The organism is Nitrosomonas eutropha (assembly GCF_900116685.1).
Classification (GTDB): Bacteria; Pseudomonadota; Gammaproteobacteria; order Burkholderiales; family Nitrosomonadaceae; genus Nitrosomonas; species Nitrosomonas eutropha_A.
Genome location: NZ_FPBL01000001.1, coordinates 304242 through 324249, shown reverse-complemented (window position 1 = coordinate 324249; position 20008 = coordinate 304242). Strand labels below are relative to the sequence as shown.

General features: G+C 51.6%; 15 protein-coding genes. 7 read left to right on the top strand and 8 right to left on the bottom strand.

Annotation, left to right across the window (positions count from 1 at the left end):
• Nucleotides 1-4 precede the first annotated feature (4 nt).
• The 7 genes from hrpA to BM331_RS01560 all read left to right on the top strand — a co-directional run bounded on the left by hrpA (nucleotide 5) and on the right by BM331_RS01560 (nucleotide 12631).
• Nucleotides 5-3766: an ATP-dependent RNA helicase HrpA gene (hrpA, locus tag BM331_RS01590; RefSeq protein WP_074926382.1), complete on the top strand. Its 3762-nt coding sequence runs from the start codon at nucleotides 5-7 to the stop codon at nucleotides 3764-3766.
• A gap of 307 nt (nucleotides 3767-4073) precedes the next feature.
• Nucleotides 4074-7052 (top strand): type I restriction endonuclease subunit R, encoded by a 2979-nt coding sequence (locus tag BM331_RS01585; protein WP_074926380.1) that lies wholly within the window; start codon nucleotides 4074-4076, stop codon nucleotides 7050-7052.
• A gap of 32 nt (nucleotides 7053-7084) precedes the next feature.
• Nucleotides 7085-7690: a protein adenylyltransferase Fic gene (gene fic, locus BM331_RS01580; RefSeq protein WP_074926378.1), complete on the top strand. Its 606-nt coding sequence runs from the start codon at nucleotides 7085-7087 to the stop codon at nucleotides 7688-7690.
• A gap of 1 nt (nucleotide 7691) precedes the next feature.
• A complete protein-coding gene (locus BM331_RS11960; RefSeq protein WP_074926376.1) occupies nucleotides 7692-8891 on the top strand; it encodes a restriction endonuclease subunit S in 1200 nt (399 codons plus the stop codon).
• A complete protein-coding gene (locus tag BM331_RS01570) occupies nucleotides 8888-9904 on the top strand; it encodes a virulence RhuM family protein (protein ID WP_074926374.1) in 1017 nt (338 codons plus the stop codon). The genes BM331_RS11960 and BM331_RS01570 overlap by 4 nt, the downstream gene beginning before the upstream one ends.
• Nucleotides 9891-11027, top strand: a complete 1137-nt coding sequence (locus BM331_RS01565; protein WP_074926372.1) for an AAA family ATPase — start codon at nucleotides 9891-9893, stop codon at nucleotides 11025-11027. Before BM331_RS01570 ends, BM331_RS01565 begins: the two co-directional genes overlap by 14 nt.
• Complete coding sequence (locus tag BM331_RS01560) at nucleotides 11024-12631, top strand: type I restriction-modification system subunit M (RefSeq protein ID WP_074926370.1); 1608 nt, start codon at nucleotides 11024-11026, stop codon at nucleotides 12629-12631. Before BM331_RS01565 ends, BM331_RS01560 begins: the two co-directional genes overlap by 4 nt.
• Nucleotides 12632-12678: 47 nt before the next feature.
• Here the strand turns inward: BM331_RS01560 and BM331_RS01555 are convergent, their stop codons facing one another.
• The 8 genes from BM331_RS01555 to BM331_RS01520 all read right to left on the bottom strand — a co-directional run bounded on the left by BM331_RS01555 (nucleotide 12679) and on the right by BM331_RS01520 (nucleotide 19813).
• Nucleotides 12679-12987: a (2Fe-2S) ferredoxin domain-containing protein gene (locus tag BM331_RS01555; RefSeq protein WP_074926368.1), complete on the bottom strand. Its 309-nt coding sequence runs from the start codon at nucleotides 12985-12987 to the stop codon at nucleotides 12679-12681.
• Nucleotides 12988-12991: 4 nt separating this feature from the next.
• Entirely contained in the window at nucleotides 12992-14101 is a 1110-nt protein-coding gene (locus BM331_RS01550; RefSeq protein WP_074926366.1) for an ABC transporter substrate-binding protein, read from the bottom strand.
• A complete protein-coding gene (locus BM331_RS01545; protein ID WP_074926364.1) occupies nucleotides 14098-14883 on the bottom strand; it encodes an ABC transporter permease in 786 nt (261 codons plus the stop codon). Before BM331_RS01545 ends, BM331_RS01550 begins: the two co-directional genes overlap by 4 nt.
• Nucleotides 14884-14902: 19 nt before the next feature.
• Nucleotides 14903-15805, bottom strand: coding sequence for an ABC transporter permease (locus BM331_RS01540; RefSeq protein WP_074926361.1), 903 nt, complete (start codon nucleotides 15803-15805; stop codon nucleotides 14903-14905).
• Nucleotides 15802-16893 carry an ABC transporter ATP-binding protein gene (locus BM331_RS01535; protein WP_074926358.1) on the bottom strand — a complete coding sequence of 364 codons (1092 nt, stop codon included), beginning with the start codon at nucleotides 16891-16893 and terminating at the stop codon, nucleotides 15802-15804. The genes BM331_RS01540 and BM331_RS01535 overlap by 4 nt, the downstream gene beginning before the upstream one ends.
• Nucleotides 16894-17055: 162 nt before the next feature.
• Nucleotides 17056-18570 carry a ubiquinone biosynthesis regulatory protein kinase UbiB gene (gene ubiB, locus BM331_RS01530; RefSeq protein WP_074926355.1) on the bottom strand — a complete coding sequence of 505 codons (1515 nt, stop codon included), beginning with the start codon at nucleotides 18568-18570 and terminating at the stop codon, nucleotides 17056-17058.
• A 90-nt stretch (nucleotides 18571-18660) separates the two neighbouring features.
• Entirely contained in the window at nucleotides 18661-19293 is a 633-nt protein-coding gene (locus BM331_RS01525) for a ubiquinone biosynthesis accessory factor UbiJ (protein WP_074926352.1), read from the bottom strand.
• An 88-nt stretch (nucleotides 19294-19381) separates the two neighbouring features.
• Nucleotides 19382-19813 (bottom strand): hypothetical protein, encoded by a 432-nt coding sequence (locus BM331_RS01520; RefSeq protein ID WP_074926349.1) that lies wholly within the window; start codon nucleotides 19811-19813, stop codon nucleotides 19382-19384.
• Between the last annotated feature and the right edge of the window lie 195 nt (nucleotides 19814-20008).

The window sequence follows — 20008 nt, the reverse complement described above, 5'->3', positions numbered from 1 at the left end:
TTTATTGGTACCTCCCTCCGAATCAATTGCCCGCATCACCTATCCGGAAGAACTGCCGGTCGTCGCGCGACGTGAAGAAATCGCGTACGCGATCGCGCAGCATCAAGCCGTTATTATCTGTGGTGAAACCGGTTCCGGCAAAACTACGCAGTTACCAAAAATCTGCCTGGAACTGGAACATAGTATTGGAAAACAGCAGCGCGCCAAAAAACTGATTGGTCACACCCAGCCCCGGCGTATTGCTGCCAGAACCGTTGCTGCACGCATTGCCACGGAACTGAACAGCCCACTTGGGCAACTGGTCGGCTATAAAGTCCGCTTTTCTGATCAGACGCATCCTGATACACGCATCAAGTTGATGACCGATGGCATCCTGCTGGCTGAAACGCAGCAAGATCCCTTGCTGCGTGCCTATCAAACCATCATTATCGATGAAGCGCATGAGCGCAGCCTGAATATTGATTTCCTGCTCGGCTATCTTAAGCAATTGCTGCCGCGCCGTCCGGATCTGAAGCTGATTATCACGTCTGCCACCATTGATGCCCAGCGCTTTGCTTCCCATTTCAATAATGCACCTGTCATCGAGGTATCTGGCAGATTATTCCCGGTAGAGATTCATTACCGGTCGTTCAACGATCAGGCAGATGGCGAGGATCATGATCTACCCCGAGCCATTCTGCATGCGGTTGATGAAGCTATGTACATGGGAGAGGGAGATATGCTGGTATTTCTGCCCGGAGAACGGGAAATACGGGAAACTGCAGAAACCTTGCGCAAACACGCCTTTTCCGGCTCCGGCGGTAGGGCTGGTGCAGAGATCTTGCCCCTGTTCGCCCGGTTGTCCCATACAGAACAGACGCGTATTTTTATGCCCGGCCAACAGCGACGCATTGTGCTGGCCACCAATGTTGCTGAAACTTCACTCACGGTTCCCGGTATTCGCTATGTGATTGATACCGGGTTGGCACGCATTAATCGTTACAGCTATCGCAACAAGGTGGAACAGTTGCTGGTCGAGAAAATTTCCCAGGCTTCAGCTAATCAACGTGCTGGACGATGCGGCAGGGTGATGAACGGCATATGTTTCCGCCTATATTCAGAGGAAGATTTTGCTGCCCGCCCGCAGTATACCGATCCGGAGATCCTGCGTTCCTCGCTGGCGGCAGTTATTTTGCGCATGAAGTCGCTGAAAATCGGAGATGTGGAGCAATTTCCGTTTATTCAGCCGCCTGCTGCGCGCATGATTGCCGATGGCTACCAGCTTTTGTCGGAACTTGGTGCGCTGAATGAGCAAAAAGGGTTGACACAAACCGGGTATCAACTGGCAAGGTTTCCCATTGACCCTAAAATTGCCCGCATGATTATTGCTGCCCGGCAAGAAAACTGCCTGACCGAAGTGCTGATTATCGCTTCTGCTCTCAGTATGCAAGATCCGCGTGATCGACCGTTTGAACATCAACAGGCGGCTGATCAAGCACACCAGCTATTCCGCGACGATCGTTCCGATTTCATCAGCTATCTTAAATTATGGGATTTCTATAATGATCTGGTCAAACACAAGAAATCCAATAGAAAGCTGATTGAACAATGCCAAAAAAGTTTTATTTCCCATCGCAGAATGCGGGAATGGCGCGAGATTCACGGCCAGTTACATACGCTGATTCAGGAAATGGGGTTACGTCCCAATCAGGTTCCTGCCAGTTACGATGAAATTCACCGGGCACTGCTGTCTGGTCTGTTGGGTAATATCGGCTTCAAATCGGATGAGAAGGGAATATACGAAGGGGCGCGTGCAATCAAGTTTTCAATCTTCCCCGGCTCATCCCTGAGAAAAAAGCAGCCGAAATGGGTCGTGGCAGCCGAGCTGGCAGAAACCACCAAACTTTATGCACGTTGTGTAGCAGCCATTGACCCGATCTGGCTGGAAAGAATCGCTGGCAAACTGTGTAAAAAACACTACTTTGATCCGCACTGGGAAAAACAGCGCGCACAAGCTGTCGTGTTTGAACGTGTCACCCTGTATGGCCTGACCATCGTACCCAAACGATGCGTGGCTTATGGCCCGATCGACCCGGCCCATGCACGCGAAATTTTTATCCGTGAAGCATTGGTCGCAGGAGCATACAAAAGCAATGCACCTTTCCTGCAGCACAATCAGCAGTTAATTGATGAAATCTGCGAACTGGAAAGCAAGGTGCGCAGGCAGGATATTCTGGTGGATGATCAGCAGATATTCGAGTTTTATGCTGCACGCATTCCTGCAGATATTAGTAGTGGCAATACCTTTGAAAAATGGCGCAAGCAGGCGGAACAGATTGACCCCAGGCTGTTGTACCTGACGCGGGAAATGCTGATGCGGCAAGCTGCAGATGTGATGACTATTGAGCAGTTTCCTGAAACGTTGACGGCAGCCGGCCATGACCTGCCCTTGAGCTACCGCTTTGATCCCGGTCATCCTCTGGATGGGGTAACAGTTACCATCCCGCTGCCGTTACTCAATCAATTCATGTCGTTTCATTTCGACCGGCTGGTACCGGGGTTAATCCGGGAAAAGGTGACCTGGTATGTGAAGATGTTACCCAAGCCGATCCGCCGCCACGCCATTCCGGTGCCGCAATTCGTTACCCGCTTTCTGGAATGGCTGGACACCTGCCCGGATCAGGCCGTGCTGCTTGCTGAATCCCTGTCCACATTCATCCGCAACGAAACCGGAATCAAGGTGCCGCTGGATAGCTGGGATGACAAATCGTTACCCGTACATTTGCAAATGAATATCAAAGTAATTGACGATACCGGCACCACGCTGGGCATGGGGCATGATCTGGCTGAATTAAAAGCACAATTTGGCCAGACAGCACAGCAATTATTTACGCATGGCGCGGGGGAAGAGCCCAATTCGATCGAGCGTGACGGCATCACCCAATGGGACTTTGGAGAATTACCACCGGAAACCCGTTTTAACCGGGGCAATCAGCAACTGACCGGCTATCCGGCACTGGTTGATCAGGAGCAAAGTGTTGCCATTCGTATATTTGATACGCAGGAAGGCGCGCAACACAGTATGCGGGGAGGGGTGCGGCGGTTGTTATGTCTTGCGCTTAAGGACAGAATCAGGCAACTGGAAAAAAGTTTACCCGTTGATCAGAAAGCAATCCTGCTCATGAGCAATTTAATCGAGATTGGCAGGCTCAGGGAAGATATCCGTTCGGCCATCATTGATCTGGCTCTGATCGGCGATGATCCGCTACCGCGTAATGAACATGAATTTACTACACAATCCACACGGGCACGCACACGGCTGGGAGCTGTTTCGCAGGAGATGGCCGAGCTGATCCAGACGATTGCCCAACCTTGTCAGGAACTGAAAAAGCGGCTGGCCACTCTGGACAAATCAGCGCCAGCCTTGAAAAAAGATCTGGAAACACAGCTGCACCACCTGATTTATCCGGGATTTCTGAGCACAACCTGCTGGCAGTACCTGCAACACCTCCCGCGTTATCTCAAAGGCATGATGCTGCGCCTCGACAAATACAACAAAAATCCGGAACGTGACCAGGAACAAACAGGAATCATCACCGCACTGTGGAAACAGTACGAACAGCGCCTGCATAAACACCGCCAGGCCAGCGTAACCGACCCGAATCTGGGAATATTCCGCTGGCAAATTGAAGAACTACGTATTTCCCTGTTCAGCCAGGAACTGAAAACTCCCATGCCTGTATCAGTCAAACGCCTGCAAAAACTGTGGGAAAGCGTGCATGAGTAACTGTGGTTTTGCTGCTGAATCCCGTTGGCCTTGAAGAAAAATTAGTTGAACCAGCAGTCACGTCAAGAATACCTGTTTGAGGATTTGTCAGTTAAAAAGAGGGACATTGATTAACCTTATCTTTTAACCGGATAATTGCGATACGCTATGCCGGCAATTCAAAAAATTGGCTTTTCAGGTGAACCGCAGCGTTGAGTGGTACTCACTACCGCGTTTATCTATTTGGTATATCTTGTTGTTATACTCCATGCACCCTACATCCCGTATAACCGGTATTTTTAGAAATACCTATAAAAAACTATAATCAATGGCAACAACAGAAAACCAGATCGAGCGTGATCTGATCTTGAAGCTGGAGGATCTCAAGTACATCTATCGCCCGGATATCCGCGACCGCGCCGCGCTGGAACAGAACTTTCGCCAGCACTTCGAGGCGCTCAACCGCGTTCAACTCACTGATAGCGAATTCGCCCGCCTGCTTGATTCCATCGTCACCCCCGATGTATTCGCCGCCGCCAAGCACCTGCGCGAACGCAACAGCTTTGAGCGCGACGACGGCACGCCGCTCTATTACACGCTGGTCAACATCAAGGACTGGTGCAAGAACAACTTCGAAGTGGTCAACCAACTGCGCATCAACACCGACTACAGCCATCACCGCTTTGATGTGATTCTGCTGATCAACGGTGTGCCGGTAGTGCAGATCGAACTGAAAACGCTGGCTATCAGCCCGCGCCGGGCGATGCAGCAGATCGTCGATTACAAGAACGATCCCGGCAACGGTTATACCAAAACCCTGCTGTGCTTTTTGCAGCTATTCATTGTCACCAACCGAAACACTACCGGGTACTTCGCCAACAACAACAGCCGCCACTTCAGCTTTAACGCTGACGAGCGTTTTTTGCCGTTCTACCAGTACGCGGATGTGGACAACAACCCCATCACCCATCTGGACGGCTTTGCTGATGCCTTCCTCGCCAAATGCACGCTGGGCCAGATGATCAGCCGCTACATGGTGCTGGTGGCCAGCGAGCAAAAGCTGCTGATGATGCGCCCGTATCAGATCTATGCGGTCAAGGCGATTGTCGAATGCATCCACCAGCGCTGCGGCAATGGCTACATCTGGCACACCACCGGCAGCGGCAAAACACTCACGTCGTTCAAAGCCTCCACCCTGCTGAAAGACAACCCCGACATCGATAAATGTCTGTTCGTGGTGGATCGCAAAGACCTCGACCGGCAAACCCGCGAGGAATTCAACAAGTTTCAGGAAGGCTGCGTTGAGGAAAACACCAACACCGAAACGCTGGTGCGCCGCTTGCTTTCCGATGACTACGCCGACAAGGTGATCGTCACCACCATCCAGAAACTGGGTCTGGCGCTAGACGGCAGCAACAAGCGCAACTACAAGGAGCGCCTGGAGCCATTGCGCAACCAGCGCATGGTGTTCATCTTCGACGAATGCCACCGCTCGCAATTTGGCGAGAACCACAAGGCCATCAAGGAGTTCTTCCCCAACGCCCAGTTGTTCGGCTTCACTGGCACGCCCATCTTCGATCAAAACGCCAGCTATCAACAGATTGAAGGCCAGCAAGCCAGCTACAAGACCACGGCAGACATTTTTCAGCAGCAACTGCACGCCTACACCATCACCCACGCCATCGAAGACCGCAACGTGCTGCGCTTCCATGTCGATTACTACAAGCCGGATGGCAAGGCAAAGCCCAAGCCGGGCGAAGCGCTGGCGAAAAAGGCCATCGTCGAAGCCATCCTGGCCAAGCACGACGCCGCCACCGCCGGGCGCAAGTTCAACGCCGTGCTGGCCACGGCCAGCATCAACGACGCCATCGAGTACCACGCGCTATTCAAAACCTTGCAGGTGGAAAAGCAGGCAGAAACCGCGGACTTCCTGCCCTTGAACATTGCCTGCGTGTTTTCCCCGCCCGCCGAGGGCAACAAAGACGTGCAGCAGATTCAGGAAGATCTGCCGCAGGAAAAGGCCGACAACGAAGAAGCGCCCGACGAAAAGAAGGACGCGCTGAAGGCCATCATCGCGGACTACAACGCCCAGTACGGCAGCAACTTTCAGCTTGGCGAGTTCGATCTCTACTATCAGGACGTGCAAAAGCGCATCAAGGATCAGCAATACCCCAATGCCGATCTGCCACACGCACAGAAAATTGACATCACCATCGTGGTGGACATGCTGCTCACTGGCTTCGATTCCAAGTTCCTGAACACGCTTTACGTGGACAAGAACCTCAAGTATCACGGCCTGATTCAGGCGTTTTCACGCACCAACCGCGTACTCAACGACACCAAGCCCTACGGTAATATCCTCGACTTTCGCCAGCAGCAAGACGCGGTGGATACCGCCATCGGCCTGTTCTCCGGCGAAGCCAGCAAACCCGCCAAAGAAATCTGGCTAGTGGACAAGGCCCCGGTGGTCATCGAAAAGCTGCAAACGGCCGTGCAAACCCTGGATACGTTCATGCAATCGCAAGGGCTGGAAAACAAACCCGAAGTTGTGCCCAACCTCAAGGGTGATGCCGCCCGCGCCCAGTTCATCAACCTGTTCAAAGAAGTACAGCGCCTCAACACCCAGCTCGATCAGTACACTGATCTGACGCCTGAGAACAAGGTCAGCATCGAGCAGGTACTGCCCAGGGAGCAATTACAAGGTTTCAGGGGTGTGTACCTCGACATCGCTCAGCGCCTGAAAGCACAGCAGGACAAAGACGGTAAAAATGACGAAGGGATCGACCCAGCCGTGCAGCAGCTTGATTTCGAGTTTGTGTTGTTTGCCAGCGCGATGATTGATTACGACTACATCATGGCGCTGATTACTCGCTATACCAGCCAAACACCAGGCAAGCAGAAGATGAGCCGTGAACAACTCATCGGCTTAATCCAATCCGATGCTAAATTCATCGACGAGCGTAACGACATTGCCGAATACATCAACACCCTGGAAACGGGCAGAGCGCTAGATGAGCAAGCCATCCGCGCCGGGTTTGAGCGCTTTAAGGCCGACAAACACGCTCAACTGCTGGCCGACATCGCTGTCAAACACACACTTGATATCGCCGCTCTCCAAAACTTTGTAGACATCACCTTGCGCCGTATGGTGTTCGATGGCGACCAATTGAGTGAGTTGTTCACCCCACTGGAGCTGGGCTGGAAGGCGCGCACCAAGGCAGAGCTGACATTGATGGAAGAGCTGATTCCGCTGCTCAAAAAACTTGCTCAGGGGCGGGATATTTCAGGGTTGCGCGCGTATGAATAGTTGGTTGCACACACAGATCAGGGGTACATAACATGGTGTTGCCAAACAAATTAAACATCACCCACCAAATTGAGCTGAATAAAGCCGAAGAAAAAATTAGCAAACAAAAAGCCAGGCAGCTATTTGAAAGTGGTGACATGGATCGCATGGAAATTGGCACTTTCACAGGGCTTACACAGATTCATGCCTACTTGTTTGATGATATTTATGAATTTGCGGGGAAGCTCCGTGATGTCAATATCGCCAAAGGCAGCTTTCGTTTTGTGCCACTCATGTACTTGTCGCAATCCCTGGAGCACATCAGTGCCATGCCGCAACAAACTTTTGAGCAAATTATTGAAAAATATGTAGAAATGAATGTTGCTCACCCCTTTCGTGAAGGGAATGGCCGCGCGACGCGCATCTGGCTGGATTTGATACTCAAAAATGAAATCCATCATGTGATTGACTGGAATGCCGTGGACAAGGCCGAGTATCTTTCGGCTATGGAGCGCAGTGTGGTGAAAGATGTGGAAATTAAACACCTGCTAAAAGCCGCTCTGACTGAAAAAATCAACGACCGTGCATTGTTCATGAAGGGCATCGACATCAGCTATTACTACGAAGGCTATAGCGAATTCAGGGTTGAGGATTTATAGCGTGCCGTCATCAGCTAAAAAACGCGCCTTATTGCCCAAACTGCGCTTCCCCGAATTTCGGGATGCGGGGGAGTGGGAAGTTAAGCCTTTCGATGAACTGTTTGTTATTGGGAATGGCAAAGACTATAAGCATTTGTCCAGTGGAGATGTCCCTGTCTATGGTTCAGGTGGTTACATGCTTTCGGTCGATGGTTATTTATATGATGGCGAAAGCGTTTGCATTGGAAGAAAGGGAACCATTGATAAACCGATATTTCTCTCAGGAAAGTTTTGGACGGTGGACACCCTTTTCTACATGCACTCTTTTAGAAGCTGTTTGCCAAAATTTATCTATGCAATATTTCAGAATATCAACTGGCTTGATCATAACGAGGCGGGCGGCGTCCCGAGTCTTTCTAAAGCCAATATTGCAAAGATTGAAGTTGCAGTGCCCGAAGTAATTGAGCAACAGAAAATCGCTGATTGCCTCGGCTCCCTCGATGGACTGATTGCGCTGGAAACAAAAAAGCTCGCCGTACTCAAGACTCACAAAAAAGGGCTGATGCAGCAGCTTTTCCCCACCGAAGGCAAAACCCTGCCCAAGCTGCGTTTTCCTGAGTTTCGGAATACGGGGGAGTGGCAAAAACGAAAGATATCCAACCTGCTTGTCAGGTCGGCAACCCCGTTAAACGTTGAGGTCAAAGAAGTATATCGAGAGATTGGTATACGCTCACACGGCAAAGGAATATTTCACAAAGAACCCGTGCTGGGAAAGGCGCTTGGCGGCAAGCGTGTTTTTAAAGTCGAAGAAAACGCCTTTGTGCTGAATATCGTGTTCGCTTGGGAGCAAGCTGTTGCAGTAACTTCGCCGGCAGAAAGAGGAATGATCGCCTCTCATCGGTTCCCCATGTATAAGCCTGTCGAACGCAAGTCTGATGTTGATTTCATCAAATATTTTTTCTTGACCAATAAGGGCAAGGAACTTCTTGGAATAGCGTCTCCTGGCGGAGCTGGCAGGAACAAGACACTGGGCCAGAAGGAATTCGATAACTTGGAATTTCATTCGCCAATAAATGTTGAAGAACAAGCAGCGATTGCACGCTGCCTGCTCTCTATTGACGATCTCATCAATAACCAATCGGAAAGGCTTTCCGCGCTCAAAACCCACAAAAAAGGCCTGATGCAGCAGCTTTTCCCCACACAGGGTGAGGTTGCGGCATGAGCGGCCTCATCCTCTACACCAGCGAAGACGGGCAAAGCCATATTCAACTGCGCGCCGATGGCCAGACGGTATGGCTCAGCCAGCTGGAAATGGCCGAGCTGTTTCAAACCAGCAAGCAGAATATCGCTAAACACCTCAAGGCGATTTTTCTCGATGGCGAGCTGCCATCAGAGGCAGTTGTCAACCAATGGTTGACAACTGCCTCTGATGGCAAGAACTACCAAGTGGCGCATTACAATCTCGACGCCATTTTGGCCGTGGGCTACCGCGTACGATCAAAGCGCGGCGTGCAGTTCCGTCGCTGGGCATCTACCGTGCTTGCGGAGTACCTGCTCAAGGGCTTCGCCATGGACGACGAACGCCTGAAGAACCCCGATGGTCGCCCGGACTATTTCGATGAGATGCTGGCGCGTATTCGCGATATACGCGCCTCAGAAAAACGCTTCTACCAAAAAGTGCGTGATCTGTTTGCCCTGGCCGCCGATTACGATAAAACCGATCAAGCCACCCAGCAATTTTTTGCCACGGTGCAAAACCTGTTGCTGTATGCGGTGACTGGGCACACCGCTGCTGAAATTGTCCTCGCCCGCGCCAACCCTGCCGATGTCCATTTTGGTTTGCTCACCTGGAAAGGCGGCCAAGTACGCAAGCAAGACATCGTGGTGGCCAAGAATTACCTGCTTGAGGACGAAATCGACACCCTCAATCGTCTGGTGGTGATCTTTCTGGAAACCGCCGAGCTGCGCGCCAAGAGGCAAACCATCACCAGCATGAGTTTCTGGCGCGATAACATCGGGCAAATCATCAGCGCCAATGGGTTCCCTTTGCTGGCAGGGGCGGGCTCCGTCAGTCACGCCCGCATGGAACAGCAAGTCAGCCACTGGTATCAGGATTACGACCAGCAACGCAAAACCCGCGAAGCCGCCGCCGCCGACGCGCAAGACGAGTCCGAGCTGAAAGCACTGGAGCACAAAATCAAACGCCGCAAAGGGGTTCGTCATGGCGGCGACTAACACCTTTGCAGATTTGTCAGCCCTCGCGCAGCACTTGCGCACCGAGCTGGAAGAAAAGAAGTTCGTCCTGCTGTACGCCTACAACGGCACCGGCAAGACGCGGCTGTCGATGGCGTTCAAGGATGTCGGCAAGCATGGCGAAGGCGAGGACGCCACACGCGACACGCTGTATTTCAACGCCTTTACCGAAGACCTGTTCACTTGGGACAACGATCTGGAAGGTGACAGCGCGCGGGTGCTGAAAATGAATGCCACGTCCCGTTTTTTTGTAGGGCTGGAAACGATGGAGATGGAAAATCGTATCCGTCCCTTCTTGCACCGTTATGCCGATTTTGATTTCAGCATCGACTACAACGATTGGACGATACACTTCTCGCGCGATGCGCAGGTGGGGGAGTTAATACAGGCCGTGGATGACATCAAAGTCTCACGCGGCGAAGAGAATCTGTTCATCTGGTGCTTCTTTCTGGCCATCGTCCAGCTCGCGATGGACGGCGCGGAAGCTTATCAGTGGGTGAAGTACATCTACATCGACGACCCCATAACCTCGCTGGACGAGCACAACGCTATCGCGGTGGGCAGCCATTTGGCGCAATTCTTGCGGCGAAAAGATCACGCGATCAAAACCATCATTTCATCGCACCACACGCTGTTCTTTAACGTGCTGTGGAATGAGCTGCGGGAGATTGCCCACAAGAAGTTCGCGCCGCATTTCCTGTCTCATACCCGCAAGACGGGCGAGTATCACCTCTCTTATACTGGGGACACGCCGTTCTTCCACCACTTGACGCTGCTACAGGAGATTTGGCGGGCCAAGGAAGCGGGTGAGATTTACACACACCACTTCAATGCCTTGCGCAGTCTGCTGGAGAAATCATCCATTTTTCACGGCCACAAGAAGTTCACCGTATGCATCAAGCAGCAGGATGACGACCAGGACGACACCCTCTACGGGCGGCTCGTCAACATTCTGAGCCACGGCAATTATTCGTTCTATGACCCGGTGGAGATGCTGCCTGAGAACAAGGCGCACTTCGAAAAGATACTGGCGGATTTTCTGGAGTTCTATCCCTTTAACCCAGAGCTGATGCCCGCAACGCAAGAACAGGAAACGACACCATGACCGAACAAGATCAAAAACAACTGGGCACCACCCTCTGGGGCATTGCTGACACCTTGCGCGGGGCGATGAACGCGGACGACTTCCGTGATTACATGCTCTCCTTCCTGTTCCTGCGCTATCTGTCTGACAACTACGAGGCGGCTGCGCAAAAGGAGCTGGGCTCGGACTACCCCAAGCTGGACGCAGGCGAGCGCCGCGCGCCGCTGGCAGTGTGGTACACACAAAACACTGATGACACCGCAGAGTTTGAAAAACAGATGCGCCGCAAAACGCACTATGTAATCCAGCCCGTCTACTTGTGGAGCAGTATTGCCGAGATGGCGCGCACGCAAAACGGAGAGTTGCTCCACACCCTGCAAAGAGGTTTTGATTACATCGAGAACGAATCTTTTGCCAGCACCTTTGGCGGCTTGTTCTCCGAGATCAACCTGAATTCGGAAAAGCTGGGTAAGGGCTACGCGGCGCAAAACGCCACGCTTTGCACCGTCATCAAGGCGATTGCCGATGGTCTGGAAAAATTCTCTACCGACAAAGATACGCTGGGTGATGCCTATGAATACCTGATCGGTCAGTTTGCAGCGGGTAGTGGCAAGAAGGCGGGCGAGTTTTACACCCCGCAGCAGATTTCCAGCATCCTCTCGGGTATCGTCACGCTGGACAGTCAGGAGCCTAAAACCGGGCCAAGAAAGCATTTGGACAGTGTGTTCGACTTTGCCTGCGGTTCCGGCTCCTTGCTGCTCAATGTGCGTCACCGCATGGGGTCACACGGCATCGGCAGAATCGTGGGGCAGGAGAAAAACATCACCACCTACAACCTGGCGCGCATGAATATGCTGCTGCACGGAGTGAAAGATTCCGAGTTCGAGATCTACCACGGCGACACGCTGACCAACGAATGGGACAGCCTGCGCGAAATGAACCCGGCCAAGATGCCGAAGTTCGACGCGGTAGTGGCTAATCCGCCGTTCAGCTATCGCTGGGAGCCGACCGAGGCGCTGGGCGAGGATATGCGCTTCAAGAATTATGGTCTGGCACCCAAGTCTGCTGCTGATTTCGCCTTTCTGCTGCACGGCTTTCACTACCTGAAGCAAGACGGTGTGATGGCCATCATCCTGCCTCACGGCGTGCTGTTCCGTGGTGGTGCGGAAGAGCGTATCCGTACCAAATTGCTGAAAGATGGCTATATCGACACAGTGATCGGCCTGCCTGCCAACCTGTTTTTCTCCACTGGCATTCCAGTGTGTATTCTGGTGCTGAAGAAGTGCAAGAAGCCGGATGATGTACTGTTTATCAACGCAGCCGAGTACTTTGAGAAAGGCAAGCGGCAAAACCGGCTGCTGCCCGAGCATATCGACAAGATTATCAACACGTATCAGTTCCGCAAGGAAGAAGAACGTTATTCTCGTCGGGTGGGCATGGAAGAAATCGAGAAGAACGATTTCAACCTCAACATCTCGCGGTACGTGAGCACGGCGGAGGCTGAGAAGGAAGAGGATCTGGCAGCCACTCACGAGCAATTGATGGACATTGAGCAGGAGATTGCGCAGGCAAAAAACAAGCACAATACCTTTCTGAAAGAACTGGGTTTGCCGTTATTACCGTGATAGCGGAGTGATTTTTGCAGGGTTTGTTATTTCTGGATAAGAGGTGATCAGATTTTCAGGCGTTCGACGATTTGTCCATTTTTCAAATGGGATTCGATGATTTCGTCAATATCTTCCTGATCGACGTAGGTATACCAGATCTCTTCCGGGTAGACGACCATAACCGGGCCTTCGCTGCAACGATCGAGACAGCCCGCGTTGTTGATGCGTACTTTCCCTTTGCCGCTTAATTTGAGTTCCTTGATGCGCGCCTTGGCGTAATCGCGCATTGCCTGAGCGTGGTGATCATTACAGCAGCGTTCACCGTTGTCACGTTGGTTAACGCAAAAGAAAACGTGGTGTTGATAATAGCTCATGTTTTCACCTCAATTTGATTTCTGTCCAGATCCGGCTGAGCAGCCGGCGTTGTGTGTGGTTGATATCATGCAACATTTCCAGCCGGGCCAGTTGTGCTGTATCCGGGAAAATAGCAGGGTTGGCGATGATTTCAGGGTGGATGTAGGGTCGAGCAGCCAGATTGGGGTTGCCGGAACCAGTCAGGTTGGTCAGCTCGGCGGAGTTTTCACCTTCCAGCATGAAATTGATGAAGCGGTGGGCCAGATCCGGACGATGGCCACTGTGATGGAGCACCATGCTGTCGAGTGACAGTACTGCACCTTCACGGGGAATGATGAAATCCACGGTAAAGTGGCGGCCGGTTTTTTTTGCATCCAGTGCGGCCTGATACATATCATTTGAATATCCGTGAGCCACCCACAGGTTACCAATCGCCAGTTCGCGGATATAGCTGGTGTTGCTGAAAGCAGCCCAGTAAGGTTTTGCCCGGATAATCAGCGCCTTTGCCTGTTGCCAGTGATTTTCATCAGTATCGCTGGCGGAATAGCCCAGATATTTGAGTGCGGCCGCCATCAGTTCGCGCTGGCTGTCGAGTACGGTGATACGCCCCTTGATTTTTTCCAGATACTCAGGCTCGAAGATGATCGCCCAGCTATTGGCAGGCAGATTTAGCTCGGCCAGTTTCTCACGGTTAAATCCTATTAATGTCGTGGTGTAGGCATAGGGGACGGAGTAACGATTATCCGGATCAAATACAGTACCCAGATAGCCTGGGTCAATATTTTTCAGGTTAGGAATTTGCGATTTGTCCAGCGCGCTTAGTGCCCTTTGGTGAATCAGGGTATCCATGGCATCGCCGGTTGGAACGAGCAGGTCATAGCCGGTTGCACCAGCGGCCAGCTTGGCGAGCAGTTCCTCGTTATCTGAGTAATAGTCCTGTGTTACCCGGCATTGGCAGGTCTGCTCAAAGCGCTCGATTGTTTGCTGGCTGATGTAGTTATTCCAGTTGAACAGCCGCAGAATATTGCTATTTTTGCCGGATGAATCACCCGCAACCTGATCTCCGGAAGTGCAGCCGGTCAGCGTGATGCACAGCAGGCAAAAGAGAGCAATCAGGTTGCGGCTGAGTTTCACGATTTCTTTTCCCCCTGCAAGATGCCGGAATCCAGACGATTAGCGATGATGATCAGCACCAGTGTCAATAGCATGAATAATGTGGAAATAGCGTTAACCTCGGGCGTAACGGAGATTTTGATCATGGTGTAGATCTGGATCGGCAGAATCGGTTCGCCAATGCCTTTGGTAAAGAAAGTGATGACAAAATCATCAATGGACAGCGTAAACGACATGAGCGCCCCGGCGACAACTGCGGGCATGATCAGCGGCAGAGTAATTAGCCTGAAGGTTTGCCAGGGCGTTGCGCCCAGATCGCGAGCTGCTTCAAAAATGCTGTCATCCATGCCTTGCAACCGTGCACGCACAATAATGGCGACGAAACCGACACAGAATGTTGTGTGAGCGATGATGATCGAAACTAGCCCTAACGTCAGATTCAGAATCTGCAGAAAGAACAGCAGCAGCGAAACGCCCAGCAGGATTTCCGGCATGGCAATCGGTGCAAATGCAAGAAACGGCAAAACCCTGATCCGGTAACGATGAATGGCTAATCCCGCCATGGTTCCCAGTATGGTTGCCAGCAGGCTGGCGCTGACAGCGATAATCAATGAATTACGCGCGGCCAGCAGCATTTCCTGGTTATGAAACAACTTATAGTACCAGTCCAGTGTAAAGCCTACCCATTCCGCATTTAGTCGGGAATCATTGAATGAGTAGACGACGACAATGACCAGTGGAATATAAAGAAAAATATAAACTAGACTGGCAGTAAGCCATAGGGTGAGATTGGTGCGTTTCATATCAGAACAGGAGATTTATTTACCTGGGTACGCGCGGGCGAGCCAGCAGAGTGAATAATCCGGTAACACACAGAACGGCCAGCATGAGCATGATGGACAATGTGGAGCCGAACGGCCAGTCGCGTGTCCCCAGGAACTGATCCTTGATCAGGTTGCCGATCAGAATGTCACCGGTGCCACCCAGAATATCCGGTATGGCGAACATGCCCAGCACCGGGATGAATACCAGTGCAGAGCCGGAGAATACACCCGGCAGCGACTGTGGCCAGGTGACCAGCCAGAAGCGCTGCCAGCGGTTTGCGCCAAGATCCTGTGCAGCATCGAGCAGCACCGGATCATGTTTTTCCAGATTGGTGTAAAGCGGCAAGATCATGAAGGGCAGGTGCACGTAAACGGTTCCGACCAGTACTGCGAACGGGGAAAACAACATCATGACCGGTTCAAAGCCAAAGGCCTGGAGCGTACTATTGATGAAATGGCTGAATGCTGATTCCGGGCCGAGAATAATCATCCAGGCATAGATGCGGATCAAAAAATTGCTGGCAAATGGCAGGACGACCAGCAATATCATCAGGTTGCGGTATTTTTTGGCGCTTTGGGCAATCAGCATGGCAACCGGATAGGCCATGATCAGACAGATCAAGGTGGAAGCTGTCGCAACCACAAAGGATTTCAGGAAAATTTCTGCGTACAGGATATCGCTGAAAAAGAACTGGTAGGCTTCGAGCGTCATACCATACAAACCGGAATCCCCTTCTGCAACGGTTGTCTCCGGCGCAGTCAGCGGTGCCAACCCGCCATATTCTCCAGGGAAACGGAACGAAGTCACGATCATGATCAGGCTGGGCACTGCAAAGAATATCAGCAGAAACAGTGTCGGTGGCAGGCTGATCAGCCAGCGTGTCAGGTGGAATTTGTTCATGGCCGATCCACCAGAAATTGGGCGGCTTCCTGTGGCCAGCTGACGATAACCGGATCATCCACCTCGAAGAAGCGCGCACGCCCGGGGGAGGAATTTGCCAGCAGCGCTTCGATCTGGATGCCGCTATCCAGCTCGATGACATAGGTGGTGACGTCGCCCACATAGAGAAAGTCGAGCACTTTGCCAGTATGGGCATGGGGTATTTCTGCCTGCTTCGCCAGTGCGTGCACCGCTACCTGTTCCGGGCGAATAGCGATTACGCCCTGATCTCCTGCCTGTATCTCTTTTTTTGGCGGGAGGACGGTTGTTCCCAATCCATTGATTTCCAGCGTCATGGCCGTGTTGGAAATTTGTGTTACCTGGGCTTCCATCAGATTGATCTTGCCGATGAAGTCGGCAATGAAGCGGTTTGCCGGAGTTCCATAGATAACTGAAGGTGTACCAATCTGTTCAACTTTTCCCAGATTCATCACTGCAATCCGTTGTGACAGCGCCAGCGCCTCATCCTGAGAATGGGTAACAAAAATGAAGGTGATGCCAACTTCTTTTTGCAAACTGATCAGCTCCCGCTGCATGTCTTCCCGCAGCTTTGCATCCAGCGCACCAAGCGGTTCATCCATCAGCAGCAGACGCGGCCGGTTAATCAAGCCGCGCGCAAAGGCCACGCGCTGTTTTTGTCCACCGGAGAGTTCATGTGGAAAGCGGTGTGCGAACTTGGGGAGTTGTACTTCTTCCAGTGCCTTTTCTACTCTTTTTTTGATTTCTGCTGGTGCCACCTTAGACATTTTTAGCGGGAATGCCACATTATCCGTCACTGTCATGTGTGGAAACAGGGCATAGCTCTGAAAGACGGTATGAACGGGGCGCTTTTCGGGCAATGTATTGGCAATATCCTGGCCATCAAGAAAAATTTGTCCGGAATCGGGTACATCGAATCCGGCAATCATGCGCAGCAGTGTTGTTTTGCCACAACCGGAAGGGCCCAGTAATGTGAAGAATTCACCTGCTTCAATCGACAGGCTAACGTTATCCACTGCTGTGAAATCGCCAAAGCGCCGGATAACGTTGCGCAATTCAAGTAACGCCATGACTTTATTCCAAAAAGGCGGATTTTAACAAATTTGGTTCTACCGGGCTAAAAGAACACCGAGAAGTAACAGGAACATATCTGCGCACGTGCTCCCTCTTCTGCTGTTAGCATACAATGTAGTAATCTGGGTTGCTTCAGCCAGTTTTAATACCAGGCTTTATTAAAGATATATCCGTGCCAGTAATAATCCAGCCAGCAGCACAGCGACCAGTGTCAATATCCGGCTTTGACGTTTTTGCTGTGCGACCAGTTCGGTCAGCCTGTCTTCCAGATTTCGAGCACGTTGCTGATCAAGGTTGTAGTGCATCAGGCGGGGGAACTGCGGCAGCATCACTGCCCAGTTGGTTGCTTCCTTTTGCAGGTGGGTAATGAGTCCGCGCAGTCCGATTTGCTCGGTCATCCAGTTTTCCAGGAATGGTTTGGCGGTTTTCCAGAGATCAAGATCCGGATCCAGATCACGTCCCAGCCCTTCAATATTAAGCAGTGTTTTCTGAAGCAGAACCAGTTGTGGCTGAATTTCCACGTTGAACTGACGAGAAGCCTGAAACAAGCGCAACAGGACACGTCCAAAGTAGATTTCCTTCAGCGGCCGATCAAAAATCGGTTCACACACGGCCCGGATAGCGGCTTCAAAATCATCCACGCGTGTATTTCTCGGTGCCCAGCCGGCCTCGATGTGTGTCTCCGCCACGCGGCGATAGTCCCGGCGAAAGAAAGCCAGGAAGTTTTGCGCCAGATAATTTTTATCCTGTTCACTCAGTGTACCCATAATGCCAAAATCCACGGCGATATAGCGACCATCGCTCCCGACAAAGATATTGCCAGGGTGCATATCAGCATGGAAATAACCATCCCTGAACACCTGGGTAAAAAAGATCTCCACGCCCATGCGGGCAAGTTGCGGAACATCGATTCCCTGAGCGCGTAATGTCTCTACGCGGCTGATGGGTGTACCAACCATTCGCTCCATCACCATGACTTCCGGATGACAGTAATCCCAGTATACTTCCGGCACTTGCAGCAAGGGGGAGTTGAGAAAATTACGCCGTAACTGGCTGCAGTTGGCGGCCTCCCGGATAAGATCAAGTTCGTCGTCCAGATGTCTGGCAAACTCCGCCACCACTTCGCGCAGTTTTAACCGCTTGCCGTCCGGCCAGATGGATTCAAGCAGCCATGCACCAGTTTCCATTAACGCCACATCATGTGCAATGACGGGGGCGATGGTTGGTCGCAAGATCTTGACAGCAGCCTGTGTGCCATCCTGCAGCACGGCAAAGTGCACCTGGGCAACTGATGCACTGGCGACCGGCTTGATATCAAATTCGAGAAAGACCTCATGTACCGGCTTTCCATAGACGGTTTCCAGTATTTTGACTGCCTGTTCCGAAGGGAAGGGGGGTACCCGATCCTGTAGAAAAGCCAGTTCATCGGCAAAATCCTGGGCGAGCAGATCCCGGCGGGTGGATAACATCTGCCCGAACTTGATGAAAATGGGCCCCAGTGCTTCCAGTGCCAGGCGCAATCTGACCGCGCGTGGCTGTTTGAGTTGAGAGCGGAACGGCAGCAGCAGTGAAAATACCTTGAGTGTGCGCAGGCGAATCTGCTCGAGCAGGATTTCATCCAGCCCGAAGCGATAAGCAATCAGCATGATTCTAAGTAGACGGAAAAAGCGCATGAAGTGATTGGTGATTCAATAAAGTTACCGGCAGGCGGGGCCGGGTATTATCTGCGCAGTATGCAGAGGCGAGTGGTGCGCGGCTTACGGTCATTGGCCGGTCCGAGAGGAGTTTTCTACAGCCTGTGAGAGCGGTGAAATCAGCGTATCAATTCGTTCTTCAAGTTGTGAAACCTGTTGTTGCAGTAATGCAACCTCGGAGCTGATCTGGCAAAATCGTGTGTGGCTTACCGTTATCAGCCGTTCCTCAGTAATAAATTCTCCCAGTGCTCGCGATAGATTACGAATGCTTCCCAGCTGCCAGCGCACCAGCTCCTGTCCTGTCAAAGTCACGCGGCGGGCGAATACATCCCCAAGGGCCGAGCTCAGATTCTCCTCGATTTCAGCCTGAAAAATCTTGCCCATGTACAGCAGGATGTCTGCCAGCACCGGGTCGCCACAGACAGTAATCTCACGGAATGCATCTCTATCACCGGAAGCAAGGCGGGGTGCGAGTTCGACTGGTATGTTGAGGATCACTTCGGCGTGCTCATCTTCGGTTGCCATCCTGAAATGACCATCCTGTGTAATCGTGACATGCAGACGGATCAGAGATCCGATACGGAAACATACAGTTTCGTTTACATGAGATTGTAAGCGCTGCTGTACCTGGTTCGATTTATCAGCCAGGTGATTCAGGCAGGTAATCAGGGGGGCGGTCAGTATCGAAGATTGTGTGATCATTACCGGGAACAGGTTGTCAACATGCTTGCCGCCCGCGCAGGGTGGGCTCGCATGTCACCGCATGCTCAGGAACGCATCCGGTGATTCGTCAATTACCCAGATTATAGCGTGATTCGACAGGTAAGCAGACGGTTGCATGATTATTACCTAACCGGTTGACGATGACCTCGGACAGGGAGAGCTGATCTTGCAGGGCCAGTTCGGAAAGAATCTCCCATGCGCGATGCGTCACACTGATTGTTTTGTGTGGCTCTGTATATTTCCGTCTTTCTTCTTTGTGATCTTTGTTCATGCTGATCACTTTCCTGATTTCCATCCACTGAGTTTCATTCAGCCATTTTTGGCACCAGGTGTTGAAATTGATTGAATCAGCCCTGGCTGCAAGATATTCCTGTTTTGCTGCGCTGTATTCAGATTCTGTTGTGCTGAACCACTTTGGGTCTTTACTTAACTGATCGTCAATAAAAGTAGTGGCTGCTGTTCTATCTTGTTGTCGGATTATGTAGGAGTGTTCTGCCATTTTTATTCTTGAATATAAGTAACGCTTTATAGATGAGGATATTACAAGGGAATAAAGCCGGATTCAATGCTGTTGTTGTATGCAATTGCTGCTATATCAATCTGCAGAACGGGTGGAAATGAAGGTGGTTTATGCGTTTGTTCGAAACTACCGGCTTGTTTTGCTGCAGTAAGCTGTTGCAAATTTCAGACAGGA

Bases quoted from the DNA above. Each gene is read 5' to 3' on its own strand.
- BM331_RS01585 (WP_074926380.1), top strand. From the start codon at position 4,074: ATGGCAACAACAGAAAACCAGATCGAGCGTGATCTGATCTTGAAGCTG.
- fic (WP_074926378.1), top strand. From the start codon at position 7,085: ATGGTGTTGCCAAACAAATTAAACATCACCCACCAAATTGAGCTGAAT.
- BM331_RS01570 (WP_074926374.1), top strand. From the start codon at position 8,888: ATGAGCGGCCTCATCCTCTACACCAGCGAAGACGGGCAAAGCCATATT.
- BM331_RS01565 (WP_074926372.1), top strand. From the start codon at position 9,891: ATGGCGGCGACTAACACCTTTGCAGATTTGTCAGCCCTCGCGCAGCAC.
- BM331_RS01560 (WP_074926370.1), top strand. From the start codon at position 11,024: ATGACCGAACAAGATCAAAAACAACTGGGCACCACCCTCTGGGGCATT.
- BM331_RS01555 (WP_074926368.1), bottom strand. From the start codon at position 12,987: ATGAGCTATTATCAACACCACGTTTTCTTTTGCGTTAACCAACGTGAC.
- BM331_RS01545 (WP_074926364.1), bottom strand. From the start codon at position 14,883: ATGAAACGCACCAATCTCACCCTATGGCTTACTGCCAGTCTAGTTTAT.
- BM331_RS01540 (WP_074926361.1), bottom strand. From the start codon at position 15,805: ATGAACAAATTCCACCTGACACGCTGGCTGATCAGCCTGCCACCGACA.
- BM331_RS01535 (WP_074926358.1), bottom strand. From the start codon at position 16,893: ATGGCGTTACTTGAATTGCGCAACGTTATCCGGCGCTTTGGCGATTTC.
- ubiB (WP_074926355.1), bottom strand. From the start codon at position 18,570: ATGCGCTTTTTCCGTCTACTTAGAATCATGCTGATTGCTTATCGCTTC.
- BM331_RS01525 (WP_074926352.1), bottom strand. From the start codon at position 19,293: ATGATCACACAATCTTCGATACTGACCGCCCCCCTGATTACCTGCCTG.
- BM331_RS01520 (WP_074926349.1), bottom strand. From the start codon at position 19,813: ATGGCAGAACACTCCTACATAATCCGACAACAAGATAGAACAGCAGCC.